The following is an 18,527-nucleotide window of genomic DNA, read 5'->3' on the forward strand; positions in this document are numbered from 1 at the left end:
CTGCCGATCGGGCCGGGCTCCGGCGTCAAGCCGGCGCACCGGAGGGGGTCCCCCGGGGGAGGGACGGCCGCGCGTTGCTCCGTACGGGCTCCCGGCGGGGCCCCGCAAGGGCTGTGGGGGCCGTCCCGGCTCTGCGCAGTGCGCCGGTACGGCTGCGGAGAGTAATCGTGTCGCGGTGGTGCGCGCAGCAGGCTTTACGAAGGGTTATGGTGGAACCCCCCCCTCGGGCCGGTCCGTATCCCCCCCACGGACCGGCCCGTTTTTTGTTTCCGCGCAGTCGCCGCGCAGTCCCGGCGCAGCGCCGGGCAAAGGCGCAGGTCAGCCCCGCTGGGCCCAGATGTTGGCGCCGGGGGTGGACACCGCGAAGGAGTCGATCTCCTTCAGCTCCTGCTCCGACAGCGGTGCGCCGGCCAGGGAAGCCACGTTCTCCTCGAGCTGCTTCACGCTCGACGCGCCGATCAGCGCCGAGGTCATCCGCTCGTCCCGCAGCACCCAGTTCAGTGCGAGCTGGGCCAGCGTCTGCCCGCGCCGCGCCGCGATCTCGTTCAGCCCGTTCAGGCGGCGCACGACCTCGTCCGACAGCAGGTCCGGGTTGAGGGACTTGCCCTGGGTGGCCCGCGAGCCCTCCGGGATGCCCTTGAGGTACTTCCCGGTCAGCAGGCCCTGCGCGAGCGGCACGAAGGAGATGCAGCCCATGCCGGCCTCCTCCAGGGTGTCCAGCAGGCCGTCGTCCTCCGTCCAGCGGTTGATCATGGAGTACGAGGGCTGGTGGATGAGGGGACGCACGCCCATCTCCCGCAGCAGCCGGGCCGCCTCGGCCGTCTGCTCGGCGGTGTACGAGGACACGCCCACGTAGAGCGCCTTGCCCTGCTGGACCGCGGACGCCAGCGCGCCCATGGTCTCCTCCAGCGGGGTGTCCGGATCGAAGCGGTGGGAGTAGAAGATGTCGACGTAGTCGACGCCCATCCGCTTCAGCGAGGCGTCCAGCGACCCGAGCAGGTACTTGCGGCTGCCCCACTCGCCGTACGGCCCCTCGCGCATGAGGTAGCCGGCCTTGGTGGAGAGGACCAGCTCCTCGCGGTGGGACGCGAAGTCCTGCGCGAAGATCTTGCCGAAGTTCAGCTCGGCCGAGCCGGGGGGCGGGCCGTAGTTGTTCGCCAGGTCGATGTGGGTGACGCCGAGGTCGAAGGCCCGGCGCAGGATCGCCCGCTGGGACCCGAGGGACTTGTCGTCGCCGAAGTTGTGCCAGAGGCCGAGGGAGATGGCGGGGAGCTTGAGGCCGCTGTGGCCGGTGCGCCGGTAATCCATGGAGTCGTAGCGCGAGGGCTCTGCCTGATAGGGGTTGTTTTCAGTCACGTTGTCCTCCCTATCACGGACTTGTGACAGGACCGAGTTGGGTGCCGGATCCCGTCGCGCAGTAATGTGGCGGACCTGGGGGGATCACCGCATTCCGCACGGGGGAATCGCTCGGAGGGGCTGGAAGATCGTGAAGCTGCGCGACCTGGTACGCCGTCCTGTGTACAGGCTCTACGCACGCCGGGTGGAAGGCCGCATCGACCATGACGAGACGCCCAAGCACATCGGCGTGATCCTGGACGGGAACCGCCGCTGGGCCAAGGCGTCCGGAGGCACGACGGTGCAGGGCCACCAGGCCGGCGCCGACAAGATCTCCGAGATGCTGGGCTGGTGCACCGAGACCGACGTCGAGGTCGTCACCCTGTGGATGCTCTCCACGGACAACCTGGACCGTCCCGAGGTCGAGCTCCGCCCGCTGCTCAACATCATCGAGAACACCGTCCGGGGCCTCGCCGCGGACGGCCGCTGGCGCGTCCACCACGTCGGCAACCTCGACATCCTGCCCGCCGGGACCCAGAGCGTCCTGAAGGAGGCCATGGAGGCCACCCGCGAAGTCGACGGGATACTCGTCAACGTCGCGGTCGGCTACGGCGGCCGCCAGGAGATCGCCGACGCGGTCCGCTCGCTCCTGCTGGAGCACGCCTCGAAGGGCACCTCCTTCGAGGAGCTCGCCGAGATCCTCGACATCGAGCACATCGCGGAGCACCTCTACACGCGCGGCCAGCCCGACCCGGACCTGGTGATCCGCACCAGCGGGGAGCAGCGACTGTCCGGATTCATGCTGTGGCAGAGCGCGCATTCCGAGTACTACTTCTGCGAGGTCTTCTGGCCGGCCTTCCGCAAGGTCGACTTCCTGCGCGCCCTGCGCGACTACGCCGCCCGGCACCGGCGCTACGGCAGCTGACTCCGCCCGGCAGCCCCCCTCTACGGCACCTGACCTGCGGTTGTCCGATTTCCCCCCGGCGCCTCACGGCCACCTCACGGCGTGCTCGGACTCCTCCGTGGCGCGCCGTCCCCGTGTTCCCGTACGTCCTTGCGGCCTCCCTGGGCCCCTCGCGCGAGGCCTTCACCAGGGATTCACCGAGCGTCCGTCATATGCCATGGCATGGCTGGACCCATTCGGGGAATATCCCTTGCAGGTCGATGCCCGATCCACGGGTGTCGAGTCTCAGCGGACGGCATGGGGTCGTCCGCCCGGGAGGCCCTTTGCACCAGGACGCGCGTGCGGTTCGCACGGACGGACGGGAGGGCCGGAAGTCGGCCCGCGCAGGGGTGCCGATGACCGGTCCGGTCTTCATGGCCCGACCTCTTCCGAGGGGGTACGTCCTTCCGTGGTGACCAGCACAAAGAGCCGCCTGCCCGACAGGCGGACCTACGTCCTCGACACCAGCGTCCTGCTGGCAGACCCCAACGCGATCTCGCGATTCGACGAGCACGAGGTCGTGCTCCCGATCGTGGTGATCACCGAGCTGGAGGCAAAGAGGCATCATCCCGAACTCGGTTATTTCGCCCGTCAGGCCCTGCGCCTGCTCGACGAGTTCCGGGTTCTCCACGGACGCCTCGACGCACCCATCCCGCTGGGCGATCTGGGCGGCACCCTGCGCGTCGAGCTCAACCACTCCGATCAGAGCGTCCTGCCCGCGGGCTTCCGGCTGGGGGACAACGATTCGCGGATCCTCGCGGTCGCCCGCAATCTCCAGGCCGAGGGCTACGACGTCACGGTCGTCTCGAAGGATCTCCCGCTGCGCATCAAGGCCTCCTCCGTGGGGCTGATGGCCGAGGAGTACCGCGCGGAGCTCGCGATCACCGATGCCGGCTGGACCGGCATGACCGAGCTCGCGCTCTCCGGGGAGCAGGTGGACCTGCTCTTCTCCGAGGAGCGGCTCTACGTGCCGGAGGCCGCGGAACTTCCCGTGCACACCGGTCTGGTCCTCCAGTCCGAGCGCGGCAAGGCGCTCGGCCGGGTCACGGCCGACGGCAACGTGAAGCTCGTACGGGGCGACCGCGAGGCCTTCGGGCTGCACGGCCGCAGTGCCGAGCAGCGGATCGCGCTCGATCTCCTGCTCGACCCCGAGATCGGGATCATCTCGATGGGCGGCCGGGCCGGCACCGGAAAGTCGGCGCTGGCGCTGTGCGCGGGGCTGGAGGCCGTACTGGAGCGGAGGCAGCACCAGAAGGTGATGGTCTTCCGGCCGCTGTACGCGGTCGGCGGCCAGGACCTCGGCTACCTCCCCGGGGACGCCAACGAGAAGATGAGCCCCTGGGCCCAGGCGGTGTTCGACACCCTCTCGGCGGTCGCCGGGCGCGCGGTCATCGAGGAGGTGCTCAACCGCGGGATGCTGGAGGTCCTGCCGCTCACGCACATCCGCGGCCGCTCGCTGCACGACGCGTTCGTGATCGTGGACGAGGCGCAGTCACTGGAGCGCAACGTCCTGCTGACCGTTCTGTCCCGTATCGGGGCCAATTCGCGGGTGGTTCTCACCCACGACGTGGCCCAGCGGGACAACCTGCGGGTCGGCCGGTACGACGGTGTCGTCGCCGTGGTCGAGAAGCTGAAGGGGCATCCGCTCTTCGCGCACATCACGCTGACGCGGTCCGAGCGCTCCCCGATCGCCGCGCTGGTCACCGAGATGCTGGAGAACCTGTAGGGCCCGGCGGGCGGTCCGCAGGGACCGCAAAACAGCTAAAACGCGCATAGCGGGAAGGCGAGTTGGCGCCGCCCGGCAAAGGCCAGAGAGCCTAGCCGGGCGGCGCTCGCGTGCACAGGGGTTTACCGAAACCAGCGGTGACATGCCAGGTGTGACCTTTCCCACGCAACGGAGAATTGCCCTGCGGCGTCGGGGTCCGGCAGAGTCTGTTTTCCGTCAGGCCCCGCATACGGCACACCTGTATCTCCCGTGAGATGCGCGCTCCACCGCTAACTCCACAATCGATGGCCGTATGCCGCCCGGAGCATCACGCGGCACTTCCGCAAGGGAGTTGCCCACGGGCCCGCGCCTCCAGTGACCGCACCACCATGGAGGCCAGCGTCAAGGGCACTATTGCGCCCGCGCAGTCACTGCGGACGCTGCTGGAAGGAAACCGTGTGAGCCGGATCTCGGTTCGGGGATTCGCGGTGGCTTCGGCCACTGCCGTCACCACCGTCGGCGCCGTCGTGGGTGTTGCCACTGGCGACCCCGCCTCGAACGATCTCGAGACGACCGCGTCCGGGACGCTCCTCGCTGACATCCCGGTCGGCGAGCAGGCGCAGGTCCAGAACGCGTCCCTGACGCAGCAGGCCGACTCCATCGCGCACGCCGCCGACGCCGACGCCAAGCGCTCGGCGGAGGAAGCGGCCCGCGTCCAGGCCGCCCAGGACGCCAAGTCGAAGAAGGCCGAAGCGCAGAAGGCCGCCGACGAGAAGGCGAAGAAGGAGCGCGAGGAGAAGGAGCAGGCTGCCAGCCGTTCCGCCTCCCGCGACGGGTCCTCCTTCGCCCCCCAGGCCTCCTACACGGTCGCCCAGGTCAAGGCGATCGCCCAGCAGATGGTCCCGGCGGGGCAGTTCCAGTGCTTCTCCAAGATCATCAACCAGGAATCCACCTGGAACTACCGGGCCGTGAACGCGTCCTCGGGCGCCTACGGCCTCGTCCAGGCCCTGCCCGGCTCGAAGATGGCCTCGGCCGGCGCCGACTGGCGCACCAACCCCGCCACCCAGATCGAGTGGGGTCTGAACTACATGAACAAGCGGTACGGCAGCCCGTGTGCGGCCTGGAGCTTCCACCAGGCCAACAACTACTACTAGGCCGCCGGAGCGAGAGCGCCCCGCGCGCCTCGACCCCGAAGAGCCCCGCACCGTCCTACGGTGCGGGGCTCCTCGCGTGTACGGTCTTTGAGGCGTGCCCCGGTGCGCGGACGCGCGGTCCAGGGCGGGGGGAAGGGAACGACATGGCGAAGACAGGCTGGCTCGGCCGGCTCGGCAAGAGCCTGAGCGACGTGGAGGCCCGGCTCGCGGAGCGGCGCGCCGAGGTCGAGGCCGAGACCTCCGGGGACCGGCCGGCCCCCGGGCACGGCCCCGCCACGTCCGCACCGGCTTCCCCGGCGACCGCCTCACCGGCCCCCTCCACGCCGTCCCCCGCGTCCCCGGCCGCCGCGCACATCGATTTCGCCGTCCCCGCGCGCCCCGACCCCGTGTCCGTCATCCCGTGGGGCGTGCGCGTCGCCGCCGAGGCGAGCTGGCGGCTGCTGCTGCTCGCCGGGATGCTCTGGGTCCTGATGCGGGTGATCAGCGAAGTCCGCCTGGTCGTCCTCGCCTTCGCCGCCGCCCTCCTGGTGACCGCACTGCTCCAGCCCTTCGTGGTCCGGCTGCGCCGGCTCGGCATGCCCCGGGGACTGGCCACGGCCGTCACCGCGATCCTCGGGTTCGTGGTCATCGGGCTGGTCGGCTGGTTCGTGGTCTGGCAGGTCATGGACAACCTCGACGACCTCTCCGCCCGGCTCCGCGAAGCCATCAACGACCTCAAACTCCGCGCGCTGGACAGCCCGTTCCACGTGACCGAGAAGCAGATCAACGAGATCGCCAAGAACCTCAGCGAGACCATCGGCACCAACACCGAGCAGATCACCTCCGCCGGCCTGCAAGGCGTCACGGTCCTCGTCGAGGCCCTGACGGGCATGCTGCTCGCGATGTTCTCCACGCTCTTCCTGCTCTACGACGGCAAGCGCATCTGGACCTGGTCCATGAGCCTGCTCCCGGCCGCCGCACGGCCCGGCGTCGCCGGCGCCGGTCCGCGCGCCTGGCGCACCCTGACCGCGTACGTGCGCGGCACGGTCCTCGTGGCCCTCATCGACGCCGTGTTCATCGGCCTCGGCCTCTACTTCCTCGACGTGACGATGGCGGTGCCGCTGGCCGTCTTCATCTTCCTGTTCGCCTTCATCCCGCTCGTCGGCGCGGTCATGAGCGGCGCCCTGGCCGTGGTCGTGGCCCTGGTGACCCAGGGGCCGTTCACGGCGCTGATGGTGCTGCTGGTGGTGCTGGCCGTGCAGCAGATCGAGGGCCACGTGCTCCAGCCCTTCATCCTGGGCCGGGCGGTACGGGTCCACCCGCTCGCGGTGGTGCTCTCGGTGGCGGCCGGCGGACTGGTCGCCGGCATCGGCGGAGCGGTGGTCGCCGTGCCGCTGGTCGCCGTCACCAACACCGTGGTCGGCTACCTGCGGGCCTACTCGCGCGAACAGCTCCACCACGGGCTCTCCCCGGTCGGCCCCGGGCCGCACGGTGCGACGGCCCTCGGCCAGACGGCATTCGAGGCGGAGGAGACACGCACGGGTGATAACGGAGCCTGAGTTCGACGGCGGCTCGTCCGGCATACCGGGGCCGGAGGGGCCTCGGGAGCCGTTGGAACCCCGGGCCGATGAGAGGTCCCCGTGGCGGCCCGGCCGCCAACCCTGGCGGTGGGCGCTCGGCGGGGCGCTGACAGCCTCCCTGCTGTGGGCGGGCGCCTGGTGGGCCGTGGCCCCGCAGGACGGCCGCCCGCCGCTGCGGTACGCGCTGCCCGCGAGCCTGTGCGACGAGGCGAAGCTGCCCACGCTGTCCCGGCTGGCCGAGGTGAGCCAGTGGAATCCCACCCCGAAACTGTTCGAGCACCCGGGAGTGGACCAGGCGTACTGCCAGCTGGGCACCTCGAGGGACCCCTCGGACGGGCTCCGGCTCACGTACCAGATCCAGACCTCGATGTCCCTGCACAAACGGACCGACCCCGCCCCGGAGTTCGGCGCGGATCCGGCGCCCGCGGGCTGGACGGGCCTGAGCCGCTTGGCCCCGCACTCGGTGCCGGGGCTCGGGGAGCGGGCGCTGATCTGGGAGATGGAGTACGAGCAGTCCTGGCGGCTCGCCGTCCTCGACGGGGGTGCGGTGTTCACCATGGACGTGACCGTGTGGGCGTTCGGCTCGGACGCGGTCGACGGCGAGGGCAACCTGATCGTCGACTCCGGGCCCCCGCAGGATCCGCCGAAGGCCGACGCCGACGCCGTCCAGGCTGCGATGATCGACGATATGAACGGCCTGATGAAGGCGCTGCGCGAGTAGGTCCGGGGGCGCGGGGGACGGGGGACACGGGGATGATCGGCGAGCCCGAGATCGACGGGGACTGGCACACGGCGAGCGGGTCGGAGGGGGCCGCGGAGGCCCTCCCGGGCGCGGGCGAGCCCGAGCGGGATCGCGTACGGAGCACGCGCAGGCCTTGGCTGTGGGCGCTCGGCGGCGCGGTGGCCGCCTCGGCGGTCTGGGCGGGCACGCTGGCCGTGCAGGATCGTTCCGCCGACACGCCGCGCATCGATTACCGGCACTCCGCCAACCTGTGCCGGGACGCCCCGCTCAAGCTGCTGACCCAAGTCGCCGGCAAGCCCTTCGAGAGCAACGAGAACAGCCGCGGCGAGAGCCCCGCGCAGGACTGGGCGTCCTGCCGGTTCGGCCTCATGTACGAGGAGGATTCCGTCTCGTACGGGGCCCATCTGCTGGTCGAGCTGCACAAGAGGACCGACCCCGGGCCGGAGTTCGCCACCGGCCACGGGGGCGCCACCTACCTGCGGATGGACCCCGCGGAGCGCCGCGAGGTGCCGGGCCTGGGTGACCGGGCGGTGCTCGACCGGACGTACATGGGCGACGGGGACCGGCTGATCGTGCTGGACGGCGGGGCGGTCTTCACCCTGACCGTGGAGTGGTACCGCGGCGACGGGGAGGGCTCTGGGGTCGATGTGGACGCGATCGAGGCGGCGATGATCGAGGACGTACGGATGCTGATGGCTGCGCTGCGGCGCTAGGACCCGTCGGATCTCTCCGGGTGCGAAAGGGCCCCCGCGGCCGGATCGGCTGCGGGGGCCCTTGGGTGCGTACGGGGCCTGCTACTCGCCCGCGAGCACGGCCTCGGAGTCGAGGGTGACCGCGACGGCCTGGATCACCGAGGCGATCTTGAAGGCCTCCTGGACCGTCTCGCGGTCCATGCCGGCCTTGCGCAGGACCTGCTCGTGCGAGTCCAGGCACTGGCCGCAGCCGTTCACCGCGGAGACGGCGAGCGACCACAGCTCGAAGTCGACCTTCTCCACGCCGGGGTTGCCGATGACGTTCATCCGCAGGCCCGCGCGCAGGGTGCCGTACTCCGGGTCGGAGAGCAGGTGGCGGGTGCGGTAGAAGACGTTGTTCATCGCCATGACCGCGGCGGCGGCCTTCGCGGCGGTGTACGCCTCCGGCGACAGGGCGGCCTTGGCCTCCGGCTCCAGCTCGCGCAGGACGCGCGGGGAACGGGCGGCGATGGCGCAGGACAGGACGGTGCCCCACAGCTGCTGCTGCGTCAGGGTGTCCTGATTGCCGATGACCGAGCCGAGGTTCAGCTTCAGGTCCTTGGCGAAGTCCGGCAGGGCGGACTTGAGGGAGTCGAGGGACATCGCTCACTCACCGGCCAGCAGCGCACCGGCGTCGATGGTGCTGTCGCCCTTGTTCCAGTTGCAGGGGCACAGCTCGTCGGTCTGCAGGGCGTCGAGGACCCGCAGGACCTCCTTCGGGTTCCGGCCGACGGAACCGGCGGTCACCATGGAGAACTGGATCTCGTTGTTCGGGTCCACGATGAAGACGGCGCGCATCGGCAGGCCGTCCGAACCGAGGATGCCGAGGTCGGCGCAGAGCTCGCGCTTGATGTCGGACATCATCGGGAAGGGCAGGTCACGCAGGTCGGCGTGGTCCTTGCGCCAGGCGTGGTGCACGTACTCGGAGTCGAGCGAGAAGCCGAGGATCTGGGCGTCACGGTCGGCGAACTCGTCGTTCAGCTTGCCGAAGGCGGCGATCTCCGTCGGGCACACGAAGGTGAAGTCGAGCGGCCAGGAGAACATGATCTTCCACTTGCCCTCGTAGGTCTTGTGGTCGATCTGCGCGAACTCGGCTCCGGCCTCCAGCGAGACGCAAGCGGTCAGGTCGTAGGTGGGGAACTGGTCGCCGACAGTGAGCACGTGCTCTCCTTGCGCAGGGGAAAGTGGCCCTTTTGGGGGCTTTCCGAGGGGGTTGGACGTATCTCACATGCTGACACAGCCGCATTGATTGCAGAAATAGCTAGCCTGGTGCCAAGTGATCGGAGGTGCCTATCAATGGCGGTGGTTCACATGGGCCCCAGGGGGTCGAAACAGGCGACGCTCGCCCAGCTGAGGGCCTTCGCCGCGGTCGCCGAGCACCTGCACTTCCGGGACGCGGCCGCCGCGATCGGGATGAGTCAGCCGGCGCTCTCCGGGGCCGTGTCCGCGCTGGAGGAGGCGCTCGGGGTGCGGCTGCTGGAGCGGACCACCCGCAAGGTGCTGCTCACGCCCGCCGGGGAGCGGATCGCGGGCCGCACGCGGGCCGTGCTCGACGCGATGGGCGGGCTGCTGGAGGAGGCCGAGGCGGTACGGGCCCCCTTCACCGGGGTGCTGCGGCTCGGGGTGATCCCCACCGTGGCCCCGTACCTGCTGCCGACCGTGCTCGGGCTCTTCCACCGCCGCTACCCCCGGCTCGACCTCCAGGTGCACGAGGAGCAGACGGCCTCGCTGCTGGAAGGACTGACCGGCGGGCGACTCGACCTGCTGCTGCTCGCCGTACCGCTCGGGGTGCCCGGGGTCACCGAACTGCCGCTCTTCGACGAAGACTTCGTCCTGCTCGCCCCGCGCGATCACCCGCTCGCCGGCCGCAGGGACATCCCGCGCGAGGAACTGCGCGGTCTGCGGCTGCTCCTGCTCGACGAAGGGCACTGCCTGCGCGACCAGGCCCTGGACATCTGCCACGACGCGGGACGCGTCACCGGAGCGGACGTCACCACGACCGCCGCCGGGCTGTCCACCCTCGTCCAACTGGTCGCCGGCGGGCTCGGGGTGACGCTGCTGCCGCGCACCGCGCTGCGCCTGGAGACCGCCCGCAACGAGTACCTGGCCACCGGCTACTTCGCCGAACCGGCACCCTCGCGGCGGATCGCCCTGGCCATGCGGACGGGCACGGCCCGCGAGGAGGAGTTCCGCGCCGTCGCCGACGCACTGCGCGAAGCCGTACGCCCGCTCCCCGTCTGGCTGACGGACTAGGAGCGGGCGTACGGGGCTGCGCGCGGCCGGGGGCTACTCCGTGCGCAGCCCGTCCGGGCGCATCAGGCGCAGCAGCGCCGGCAGGCTGAGCAGGGTGACCAGGACGGCCACGCCCCCGCCGATGCCGACCATCCCCAGGACCGCGGTCCACCTGATCGTGATCGTGGAGCCCGTCATCTGTAGCAGCACCACGCCGAGCGCGAGCCCGACCACCGTGGCCAGGGCCAGGCCCAGGCCGATCGGGAGGGCGGTCTGCCAGAGCACGGAGAGGCTGAGCGTGGAGCGCTTGGTGCCGAAGGCGACCAGCGCCGACAGCAGCTTCTTGCGCTCGCGCAGCTGCTCCAGCTGGGAGACCAGCAGGCTGGCGCCGATCAGCATCAGCACGAGGGCGGAGCCCACGAACAGGCCGGTCCGGATGGAGGAGTAGCGGTCGTTGACCTCGGTGGCCTGGACCGTCATGGAGACGGACATCGGGTCGGCCTTGAAGGCGGCGTTGCGGGCCAGCTCCATCGCGTCGGGCACCTTCGGGTCCAGCTTCACGTACACCTGGGAGGACTGGTAGCCGCGCATGCCCTTCGGGGCGGCGGCCGGGGTGACCAGCAGCCCGGTCAGCATCTCGCCCATGGGGCCCTTGCGGGGCCGCACGGTGCGGGCGTCGGCGGGCACGGTCCAGGCGACCGGCTTCGTGACGGTGTCCTCGCTGTCCTTGAAGATGTTCCCGGCGAACAGCTTCTCGCCCGGCTTGGCGGTGTCGCCGGTCATGCCCTCGGGCTTGGAGGCGCCGCCGATGACGAAGGCGTCGCCGTCCTTGCAGGAGGGCAGCTCCGCCAGCTCCCTGAGGGTGGCGCAGGTGCCGGTGGTCACCGAGATCGCCATGTCCGAGTAGCTCATGTCAGAGCTGCGCCCGGCGTTGGTCGAGGACTGCGCGACGGCCTGGGTGACGCCCTTGGTCCCGGTCAGGGCCTGGGCGACGGCCTCGCCGCCGGCGCGGGTGCGCTGCATGACGGAGAGCGAGGCACGGCTGGGGTCGTGGCCGGTCTCGCGGGTGTACGAGTCCTCGGTGGATGCGAAGAGCATCTGCAGGGCGATGGCTCCGGCGACCGCGACGGCGATGCCGTTGACCAGCCGGGCGGAGCTGCCGCTGGTGAGCTGGAGCCGGCGGGCGGCCAGCTGCCAGGAGACCGGGCCCGCGCCGCCGATCCGGCCGACGACCCGTTCCAGCACCCAGGGGAGCAGGACGGTGATGCCGACGAGGAGCAGGACCACGCCGCCCGAGACCTGCCACTGGTTGAACTGCCCGCTGTCGTTGCCCTTGCCGATCAGCGGGGCCAGCAGGCCGAGTCCGGCCAGCGGGAGCAGCAGCCGCCACCAGATCCGGCGCTTGGCCGGGGTCGTCGTACGGACCACGCCGAGCGGCTCGATGACGACGCCGCGCAGGGCGAACAGGGTCACGGCGACGGCGGCGGCGGGCACTGCGATCGCGATGAGCACGGCCAGCCAGGGCGCCGGGTTGAGGTCGGAGGCGAAGACGCTGCGCTGGTAGAGGTCCATGGCCGGGCCCAGCTGGCGGGCGACCAGGAAGAAGCCGGTGCCCAGCGCCAGGCCGATCAGCGATCCGGCGGCGGCCTCGCCGGCGGCGATCCGGCGGACCATCCGGCCGTCGGCGCCGACCAGGCGCAGGGCGGCGAGCCGGCGGTCGCGGCGGTCGCCGCCGAAGCGGACGGCGGCGCCGATGAAAACCGCGACCGGCATCAGCAGGGCCACGAAGGTGAGCACCACGAGGAGGGTGAGGACGGGGTCGAGGGGCTCCTTCTCCTGGGTGTTCTCGAAGGCGGTGACCCGCTGGACGTAGTTGGGCGCCTCCTTCTGGATCTCGGCGAGCCGGTCGCTGCCCGCGTAGAAGTAGAGGTCGCCGGGGCCCACCAGGCCCGCGTCGCCGATGGTCCCGACGATCTTCCCGTCGAGGCGGTCGCGGAGCAGCTTGCCCTCGCCGGTCTTCATCAGCCGGTCGAGGGCGGGGGAGACGACCAGTTCGCCGGCGCCGGGGTACTTCTTCACGCCCGGGGGCAGCGGGGCGTCCGGGCCCTCGGGCTGGACGAGCCGGCCGTCGACCCCGTAGGCGCGGTAGGTCTGGTTCACGTCGGTGATCAGCAGCGTGTCGCGCCCGGGCTGCTCGGCGCTGGGCGAGGTGAAGGTCTGGCGGGCGACGGCGCGGGCGTCGCGGGCGGCCAGGGCGCTGGGGACCGCGCTGGTGACGAGCAGCAGGGCGACGCCGAGGCCGACGCCCAGGCCGGTGAGGAGGGTGCGGGTCCAGCCCTGGCGGCCGCCGCCGAAGGCGAAGCGGACGCCGAGGCGGAGGTCGCGGAGCCAGACGGCGAGTGCGCTCTGGCTGCCGGGTCCGCTGTGGGTGCCGTGACTCATACCGCGCGCTCCATGTCGCGGGACTTGCCGTCGCGCACGACGATCTCGCGGTCGGAGTACGCGGCCACGCGGGTCTCGTGCGTGACGAGGACGACCGCAGCGTTCGTGGACCGGGCGGCCTCGGTGAGCAGCTGCATGACGAGCTCGCCGTTGAGGGAGTCGAGGGCGCCGGTGGGCTCGTCGGCGAAGATCAGCCGGGGGTTGGTGACGAGGGAGCGGGCGACGGCGACGCGCTGGCCCTGGCCGCCGGAGACCTCGCCGGGGCGCTTGCCGCCGAGGTCGTCGACCTGGAGCCGTTCCATCCACTCCAGCGCGGTCCGCTCGGCCTGCTTGCGCTTCACGCCGGTGAGGCGGAGCGGCAGGGCGACGTTCTCGACGCAGGTGAGCTCGGGGACGAGCTGGCCGAACTGGAAGACGAAGCCGAACTCGCCGCGGCGCAGGGCGCTGCGCTCGGCGTCGTTCATGGCGGAGAGCTCGCGTCCGGCGTAGGTGATGGTTCCCGAGTCGGGGGTGACGATCCCGGCGAGGCAGTGCAGCAGGGTCGACTTGCCGGACCCGGAGGGGCCCATGATCGCGACGACCTCACCGGCGTGGATGGAGAACTCGGCGCCGTCGAGGGCGTGGGTGGTGCCGTAGGTCTTGCGGAGGTCGGTGGCGCTGAGCAGAGTGCCGGCCGGGGTCATCGCTGTATCTCCTGGGCGAGCTGGTCGAGACGGGCGGCGGTCAGTTCGAGCCACCGCAGGTCCGCCTCGAGGTGGAACAGGGCGTGGTCGCAGACCAGCTGGTCGGCGAGGTCCCCCTTGCGCTTGCGGTGGGTGAGGATGCGCATCAGGCGCAGGTGCTCGGCGCGCTGGGTGTCCAGCAGCTCCTGGGCGCTGCGGCCGGTGAGGAGGGCGAGCACGACCTTCGTGTAGAGGGTCGACTGGAGGTACGGCTCGGGCTTCTCGGGGTGGGCGAGCCAGCCTTCGACGTCGGTGATCCCGGCGTCGGTGATCGCGTACCGCTTGCGCTCGGGGCCGCCGCCGCTCTCCACGCCGTCGACCTCGACCAGACCGTTCTTCAGCAGCCGGGACATGGTCGAGTAGACCTGCCCGTAGGCGAGCGGTTTGTCGTGGCCGAATCTCTCGTCGAAGCTCCGCTTGAGGTCGTAACCGTGCCGCGGGCCGGCTTCGAGGAGGCCGAGGAGTGCGTGACTGATGGACATGCCGAGGACTATACACATGGTGTATACCCTCGATGTATAGAAGCTGCCGAGGGCAACCATCGCCCGGAATGTCTGCCCTTCGGAGGAACCCGACCGCGCGGGGGACGGCCCCGGGCCCGGCCCGTGATGTTGCTGGCATCTTGAAGGTTCAGGCGAGCACCCACCGGCAACTTCGTCCAGGTCGTGCGCTCCTACGCGTCCGGGCACCTGCCCGTCTCCGAGGTCAAGGGGCCGGACTTCCCGGTCCTCGGAGACCACTTCTCGCCCGTACTGGCCCTGTTGGCGCTCCTGTACTGGCTGCGGTCCTCGGTGAAGGTGCTGCTCGTGGCGCAGACCGTGCTGGTCGCCGGGAGCGTGCTGCCCCGCTGGCCTTCTGGGCCCGCCGGACGGTGGGCTCCGCGGCCGCCGCGGTCACCGGCACCTGCTACGGCCTCGCGTGGGGCATCGCGAGCGGGGTCTCCTCCGACTTCCACGAGTGGGCCTTCGCCCTGCGGTGGTCGGGGTGTGCGAACACGTTGCGGCTGCCGCCGCTCCGGCCGGCGGCGGGCCCGCTTCCGCCGCTGTGTCCGACGCCGGTTCGCCGCTGCCTCGGGGGCCGGTCCGGGCTTCCCGTCGGTCCACTTCATCCGAGCCCCGCATTCGGTGAGGGACCCCCCGGGTGACGCGCAGGGCGTACCGGGGCGGCTTCAGGAATCCGGAGAGGCGCGGGGGCGGCCCCGGGGCGGGATGGGGCGCGCCCCGCCGGGGAGCCGGCCGGCTTCGGACAGGACGCGGCGGAGCAGGAACTCGATCTGCGCGTTGGCGCTGCGCAGTTCCTCTCCCGCCCACCGCGCGAGCGCGTCGTGCACCTGCGGGTCGAGCCGCAGCAGCACCTGCTTGCGGGCCTGCCGCGCGGGCTTGGCGGCCGCCGCCGGACCCTCGGCCGTACCGGGGGGATCCGTGCCGGGGGAGTCCGCGCCTTCGTCGGGGGTCACTGGTAGAGGGTGCCCGTGTTGACCACCGGCTGGGCCGCGCGATCGCCGCACAGGACCACCATCAGGTTGGACACCATCGCCGCCTTCCGTTCCGGGTCGAGGTCCACGATCTCCTGCTCCGCGAGTCGGGTCAGGGCGAGTTCGACCATACCGACCGCGCCCTCGACGATCTGCTTGCGCGCCGCGACGATCGCCCCGGCCTGCTGGCGCTGGAGCATCGCGGAGGCGATCTCCGGGGCGTACGCGAGGTGGGTGAAGCGGGACTCGATGATGTGGACGCCGGCCGCCTCGACGCGGGCGGACAGTTCGACGGCGAGCTTCTCGGTGATCTCCTCGGCGTTGCCGCGCAGCGACAGGCCGCCGTCCTCGTGGGCGTCGTAGGGGTACTCGATGGCGATGTGCCGGACGGCCGCCTCGGTCTGGGTCTCGACGAACTCGGTGAAGTCGTCGACCTCGAACACGGCGCGCGCGGTGTCCTCGACCCGCCACACCACCACGGCCGCCAGCTCGATCGGGTTGCCGTAGGCGTCGTTGACCTTCATGACGGGCGTCTCGTGGTTGCGCACGCGGGTGGACAGCCGCCGGCGGGAGGTCAGGGGGTTGACCCAGCGCAGTCCGTCGGTACGGATCGTGCCGCGGTAGCGGCCGAACAGCTGGACCACGCGGGCCTCGCCCGGCGCGACCGTGTTCAGCCCGCCCATGGCGATGAAGGCGGCGAGCGTCAGGACGACGCCCGCCGCGATCAGGCTCGCCTTGGCCGCGTCGGTGCCGGACACCGCGCCGAGCGCGATCAGGCCCGCCCCGGCGGCCACGCCCGCCAGGCCGAGCAGCAGCGCCAGTGCGCCGCCCACGCTCCGCGCGGGGAACTCCCGTACGCCGCTCGCGGTACCACCCGTGGTGTGCGTCATGATCTGCCCCGTTTCTCCAGTGGCGGCCGGTCGAGCCGCTTAGCAAAGTGATATCACTTTTTCGGCTCGGGCGGGAGTCGGGCGAGGATTGGATGGGGGTCGGGCGGGAGTGCGACCCGGCGCCCGGCAACCTTCCGGGCCCCGTTCGCGTCGGTTCCAGTGGGGTGGGTGCTCATTGTCACGTCCGATTTGCCCGCTATGCGCACCCGTTGGCCGGTTTTTGTCACAGGCTCCGGTGTTAGCTTTCTGAGCTGACGTCGGGGGGTAATCGAGCGGAGCGGGAGCGATGGGCCGAGCAGAAGCGCGACGGGCGCAGCAGCAGCGCGGTGCACGGCGAGCGCCGCGCGGGCGCGGCAAGGGCAGGGGCGGGAAACAGGGCGGCAAGCCGACCGGCATACGCCGCTTCTTCACCTGGAAGAAGATCCTCGGAACCTTCTTCGGGGCCGTCCTGCTCGGCATGGCGGCCCTGGTCGGCCTCTACTTCTACGTGGACGAGCCGGACCCCAACGTCGACGCGCTGACCCAGAACAACGTCTACAAGCTGGCCGACGGCACCGTCATCGCCCGCGTCGGCAAGATGAACCGCCAGATCGTGCCCATCGCGAAGATCCCGGCGGACGTGCAGACGGCCTTCATCGCGATCGAGAACAAGTCCTTCTACGAGGACCGGGGCATCGACCTCAAGGGCATCGGCCGCGGCCTGTTCAACACCGTCACCGGCAAGGGCACGGCCGGCGGCTCGACGATCACCCAGCAGTACGTCAAGAACTTCTACCTGACGCAGGACCAGACGGCGACCCGCAAGCTGAAGGAGCTGATCATCTCCCTCAAGGTCGACCAGTCGAAGGAGAAGCCCGAGATCCTCGCGGGCTACCTGAACACCAACTTCTACGGCCGCAACGCCTACGGCATCCAGGCCGCGGCCCAGGCCTACTACGGGGTCGACGCCGAGAAGCTGACCCTGGAGCAGGGCGCGTACCTCGCCGCGGTCCTCCAGGCCCCCAGCCAGTACGACTGGGCCACCGCCGGACCGAACGGCAAGCGCCTCGTCATGGTCCGCTTCAACGCAGTCCTCGACAACATGGTCGAGATGGGCAAGCTGGACGCGGCCAAGCGCAAGGACATGAAGTTCCAGGAGCCGATCAAGCCCAAGGCGCTGCCCGGCATGGAGGGCCAGAAGGGCTACCTGATCCAGGCCGCCGACGAGGAACTCAAGCGGCAGACCGGCATGACCGAGGCCCAGCTCAAGGCCGGCGGCTGGGACATCACCCTCACCGTCGACCCGAAGAAGCAGGCGGCGCTGGAGAAGGCCGTCCAGGACGAGCTGGAATCCAAGCTCGACCGCAAGGGCCGCCCCGTCGACGCCGCCGTGCAGGCGGGCGCCACCTCCGTGGACCCGAAGACCGGCGCGATCCTCGCAATGTACGGCGGCACCGGGCAGAGCGAGCAGTGGGCCAGCAACGCCCTGCGCAAGGACTTCCAGCCCGGCTCCACCTTCAAGCCGGTCGTGCTCGCCTCCGCCCTGGAGAACAAGGCGACCACTCAGGGCGGGAAGCCGATCACGCCCAGCACCCTCTACGACGGCACCAGCAAGCGTCCCGTGGTCGGCAGCGACATCCCGTTCAACCCGCAGAACCAGGACGACGAGGACTACGGCGACCCGATGCTGACGGTGCAGTCCGCCACCAACTCCTCGGTGAACTCCGTCTACGCCCAGATGATCGTGGACGTCAAGCCGAAGAACGTGAAGAAGACCGCCCTGGAGCTCGGCATGGTCGACCGCGAGGGCTGGCCCGAGGACAGGCCGGCCATGTCGCTCGGCACCATGACCGCCGATACCGTCGAGATGGCCGGCGTCTACGCCACCTTCGACAACCACGGCAAGAAGGTCACGCCGAACATCATCAAGTCCGCCAAGCACGCGAGCCGCGAGTACAAGCCGGTCCGCGGTGTCGGCGACACGGCCATCAGCCGCAAGACCGCCGACACCGTCACCAAGGTGCTCACCGGCGTCGTCAAGGACGGCTCCGGCAAGGCCGTGCGGAGCTCGGCCTACGAGGCCGCGGGCAAGACCGGTACCTCCGAGAACAACTACTCCGCCTGGTTCACCGGGTTCACGCCCGAACTCGTCACCGTCGTCGCGATGTTCGGCGAGGAGCCCGGTACCCACAAGCAGACCACCCTGACCGGTACCGCCGGCGGCGGCCGCGCGGGCGGCTCCAGCTTCCCGGCGGCGATCTGGAAGGAGTACACCCTCGCCGCGCTGGGCGGCGTGGACACGGACTCCTTCGACCTGGAGGAGGCGGACATGGGCAAGGTCCAGTCGCCGACCACCAGCAACTCCCCGTCGGGCACGCCGAGCGGGACGCCCAGCGGAACACCCAGCGGCACCCCGTCGCCGGGCCGGACGCCGAGCAAGACGCCCAGCGAGACGCCCAGCGGAACGCCGAGCGGAACGCCCAGCAAGACGCCCAGCAAGACGCCGAGCCCGACCGCGTCCTCGTCGAAGTCGAACACGCCGAAGCCCCCGCCGCCGGAGGAGGAGCCCGAACGGTAGGGCCCCGCAGGACCGGTACCCGTACCGCGTACGCACCACTG

16 protein-coding genes and 1 pseudogene are annotated in these 18,527 nt (G+C 70.8%); 9 read left to right on the forward strand and 8 right to left on the reverse strand.

Going from position 1 to position 18,527, the window contains the following annotated elements; translation table 11 throughout:
• Window positions 1–318: 318 nt before the first annotated feature.
• Entirely contained in the window at window positions 319–1,356 is a 1,038-nt protein-coding gene (gene mgrA / locus OG435_RS28890) for an L-glyceraldehyde 3-phosphate reductase (RefSeq protein WP_266880862.1), read from the reverse strand.
• A gap of 130 nt (window positions 1,357–1,486) precedes the next feature.
• On the opposite strand from mgrA, the gene OG435_RS28895 reads away from it, so the two are divergent.
• The 6 genes from OG435_RS28895 to OG435_RS28920 all read left to right on the forward strand — a co-directional run bounded on the left by OG435_RS28895 (window position 1,487) and on the right by OG435_RS28920 (window position 8,151).
• Window positions 1,487–2,260 (forward strand): isoprenyl transferase, encoded by a 774-nt coding sequence (locus OG435_RS28895; RefSeq protein ID WP_266880863.1) that lies wholly within the window; start codon window positions 1,487–1,489, stop codon window positions 2,258–2,260.
• A gap of 427 nt (window positions 2,261–2,687) precedes the next feature.
• Entirely contained in the window at window positions 2,688–4,004 is a 1,317-nt protein-coding gene (locus OG435_RS28900) for a PhoH family protein (RefSeq protein WP_266880864.1), read from the forward strand.
• Window positions 4,005–4,423: 419 nt separating this feature from the next.
• Entirely contained in the window at window positions 4,424–5,137 is a 714-nt protein-coding gene (locus tag OG435_RS28905; protein WP_323187948.1) for a transglycosylase SLT domain-containing protein, read from the forward strand.
• 143 nt (window positions 5,138–5,280) lie between these two features.
• The gene (locus tag OG435_RS28910) at window positions 5,281–6,675 is read left to right on the forward strand and encodes an AI-2E family transporter (protein ID WP_266880866.1); all 1,395 of its coding nucleotides are present in this window, start codon (window positions 5,281–5,283) and stop codon (window positions 6,673–6,675) included.
• Window positions 6,659–7,417, forward strand: a complete 759-nt coding sequence (locus OG435_RS28915) for a hypothetical protein (RefSeq protein WP_266880867.1) — start codon at window positions 6,659–6,661, stop codon at window positions 7,415–7,417. Before OG435_RS28910 ends, OG435_RS28915 begins: the two co-directional genes overlap by 17 nt.
• A gap of 32 nt (window positions 7,418–7,449) precedes the next feature.
• Window positions 7,450–8,151 (forward strand): hypothetical protein, encoded by a 702-nt coding sequence (locus OG435_RS28920; protein ID WP_266880868.1) that lies wholly within the window; start codon window positions 7,450–7,452, stop codon window positions 8,149–8,151.
• A gap of 81 nt (window positions 8,152–8,232) precedes the next feature.
• Here the strand turns inward: OG435_RS28920 and OG435_RS28925 are convergent, their stop codons facing one another.
• Together OG435_RS28925 and OG435_RS28930 are read right to left on the reverse strand one after the other, a co-directional pair.
• On the reverse strand, window positions 8,233–8,772 hold the full coding sequence (locus OG435_RS28925) for an alkyl hydroperoxide reductase (RefSeq protein WP_266880869.1): 540 nt from the start codon (window positions 8,770–8,772) through the stop codon (window positions 8,233–8,235).
• Window positions 8,773–8,775: 3 nt separating this feature from the next.
• Complete coding sequence (locus OG435_RS28930; RefSeq protein WP_266880870.1) at window positions 8,776–9,330, reverse strand: peroxiredoxin; 555 nt, start codon at window positions 9,328–9,330, stop codon at window positions 8,776–8,778.
• Window positions 9,331–9,465: 135 nt separating this feature from the next.
• On the opposite strand from OG435_RS28930, the gene OG435_RS28935 reads away from it, so the two are divergent.
• A complete protein-coding gene (locus OG435_RS28935; protein WP_266880871.1) occupies window positions 9,466–10,422 on the forward strand; it encodes a hydrogen peroxide-inducible genes activator in 957 nt (318 codons plus the stop codon).
• A gap of 33 nt (window positions 10,423–10,455) precedes the next feature.
• Here the strand turns inward: OG435_RS28935 and OG435_RS28940 are convergent, their stop codons facing one another.
• Genes OG435_RS28940 through OG435_RS28950 form a run of 3 tightly spaced genes read right to left on the reverse strand, consistent with a single transcriptional unit; the run spans window position 10,456 to window position 14,047 of the window.
• Window positions 10,456–12,843, reverse strand: coding sequence for an ABC transporter permease (locus OG435_RS28940; RefSeq protein WP_266880872.1), 2,388 nt, complete (start codon window positions 12,841–12,843; stop codon window positions 10,456–10,458).
• Window positions 12,840–13,526 carry an ABC transporter ATP-binding protein gene (locus OG435_RS28945; RefSeq protein ID WP_266880873.1) on the reverse strand — a complete coding sequence of 229 codons (687 nt, stop codon included), beginning with the start codon at window positions 13,524–13,526 and terminating at the stop codon, window positions 12,840–12,842. The genes OG435_RS28940 and OG435_RS28945 overlap by 4 nt, the downstream gene beginning before the upstream one ends.
• Complete coding sequence (locus tag OG435_RS28950) at window positions 13,523–14,047, reverse strand: PadR family transcriptional regulator (RefSeq protein ID WP_266880874.1); 525 nt, start codon at window positions 14,045–14,047, stop codon at window positions 13,523–13,525. The genes OG435_RS28945 and OG435_RS28950 overlap by 4 nt, the downstream gene beginning before the upstream one ends.
• Window positions 14,048–14,230: 183 nt before the next feature.
• On the opposite strand from OG435_RS28950, the pseudogene OG435_RS28955 reads away from it, so the two are divergent.
• Window positions 14,231–14,356: pseudogene (locus OG435_RS28955) on the forward strand (DUF2079 domain-containing protein); the annotation flags it as partial.
• A 377-nt stretch (window positions 14,357–14,733) separates the two neighbouring features.
• Here the strand turns inward: OG435_RS28955 and OG435_RS28960 are convergent.
• Window positions 14,734–15,021 carry a hypothetical protein gene (locus OG435_RS28960; RefSeq protein WP_266880875.1) on the reverse strand — a complete coding sequence of 96 codons (288 nt, stop codon included), beginning with the start codon at window positions 15,019–15,021 and terminating at the stop codon, window positions 14,734–14,736.
• Window positions 15,018–15,929, reverse strand: coding sequence for an SPFH domain-containing protein (locus OG435_RS28965; protein WP_266880876.1), 912 nt, complete (start codon window positions 15,927–15,929; stop codon window positions 15,018–15,020). Before OG435_RS28965 ends, OG435_RS28960 begins: the two co-directional genes overlap by 4 nt.
• Window positions 15,930–16,215: 286 nt before the next feature.
• Between OG435_RS28965 and OG435_RS28970 the strand changes: the two genes are divergently transcribed.
• Window positions 16,216–18,486, forward strand: coding sequence for a transglycosylase domain-containing protein (locus OG435_RS28970; protein WP_266880877.1), 2,271 nt, complete (start codon window positions 16,216–16,218; stop codon window positions 18,484–18,486).
• Window positions 18,487–18,527: the final 41 nt, after the last annotated feature.

Origin of the sequence: Streptomyces sp. NBC_01264 (assembly GCF_026340675.1) — a bacterium.
Classification (GTDB): domain Bacteria; phylum Actinomycetota; class Actinomycetes; order Streptomycetales; family Streptomycetaceae; genus Streptomyces.

Excerpts from the sequence above, each read along its gene's own strand:
- OG435_RS28910 (WP_266880866.1), top strand. The coding sequence starts at position 5,281 with ATGGCGAAGACAGGCTGGCTCGGCCGGCTCGGCAAGAGCCTGAGCGAC.
- OG435_RS28920 (WP_266880868.1), top strand. The coding sequence starts at position 7,450 with ATGATCGGCGAGCCCGAGATCGACGGGGACTGGCACACGGCGAGCGGG.
- OG435_RS28925 (WP_266880869.1), bottom strand. The coding sequence starts at position 8,772 with ATGTCCCTCGACTCCCTCAAGTCCGCCCTGCCGGACTTCGCCAAGGAC.
- OG435_RS28935 (WP_266880871.1), top strand. The coding sequence starts at position 9,466 with ATGGCGGTGGTTCACATGGGCCCCAGGGGGTCGAAACAGGCGACGCTC.
- OG435_RS28940 (WP_266880872.1), bottom strand. The coding sequence starts at position 12,843 with ATGAGTCACGGCACCCACAGCGGACCCGGCAGCCAGAGCGCACTCGCC.
- OG435_RS28945 (WP_266880873.1), bottom strand. The coding sequence starts at position 13,526 with ATGACCCCGGCCGGCACTCTGCTCAGCGCCACCGACCTCCGCAAGACC.
- OG435_RS28950 (WP_266880874.1), bottom strand. The coding sequence starts at position 14,047 with ATGTCCATCAGTCACGCACTCCTCGGCCTCCTCGAAGCCGGCCCGCGG.
- OG435_RS28965 (WP_266880876.1), bottom strand. The coding sequence starts at position 15,929 with ATGACGCACACCACGGGTGGTACCGCGAGCGGCGTACGGGAGTTCCCC.
- OG435_RS28970 (WP_266880877.1), top strand. The coding sequence starts at position 16,216 with ATGGGCCGAGCAGAAGCGCGACGGGCGCAGCAGCAGCGCGGTGCACGG.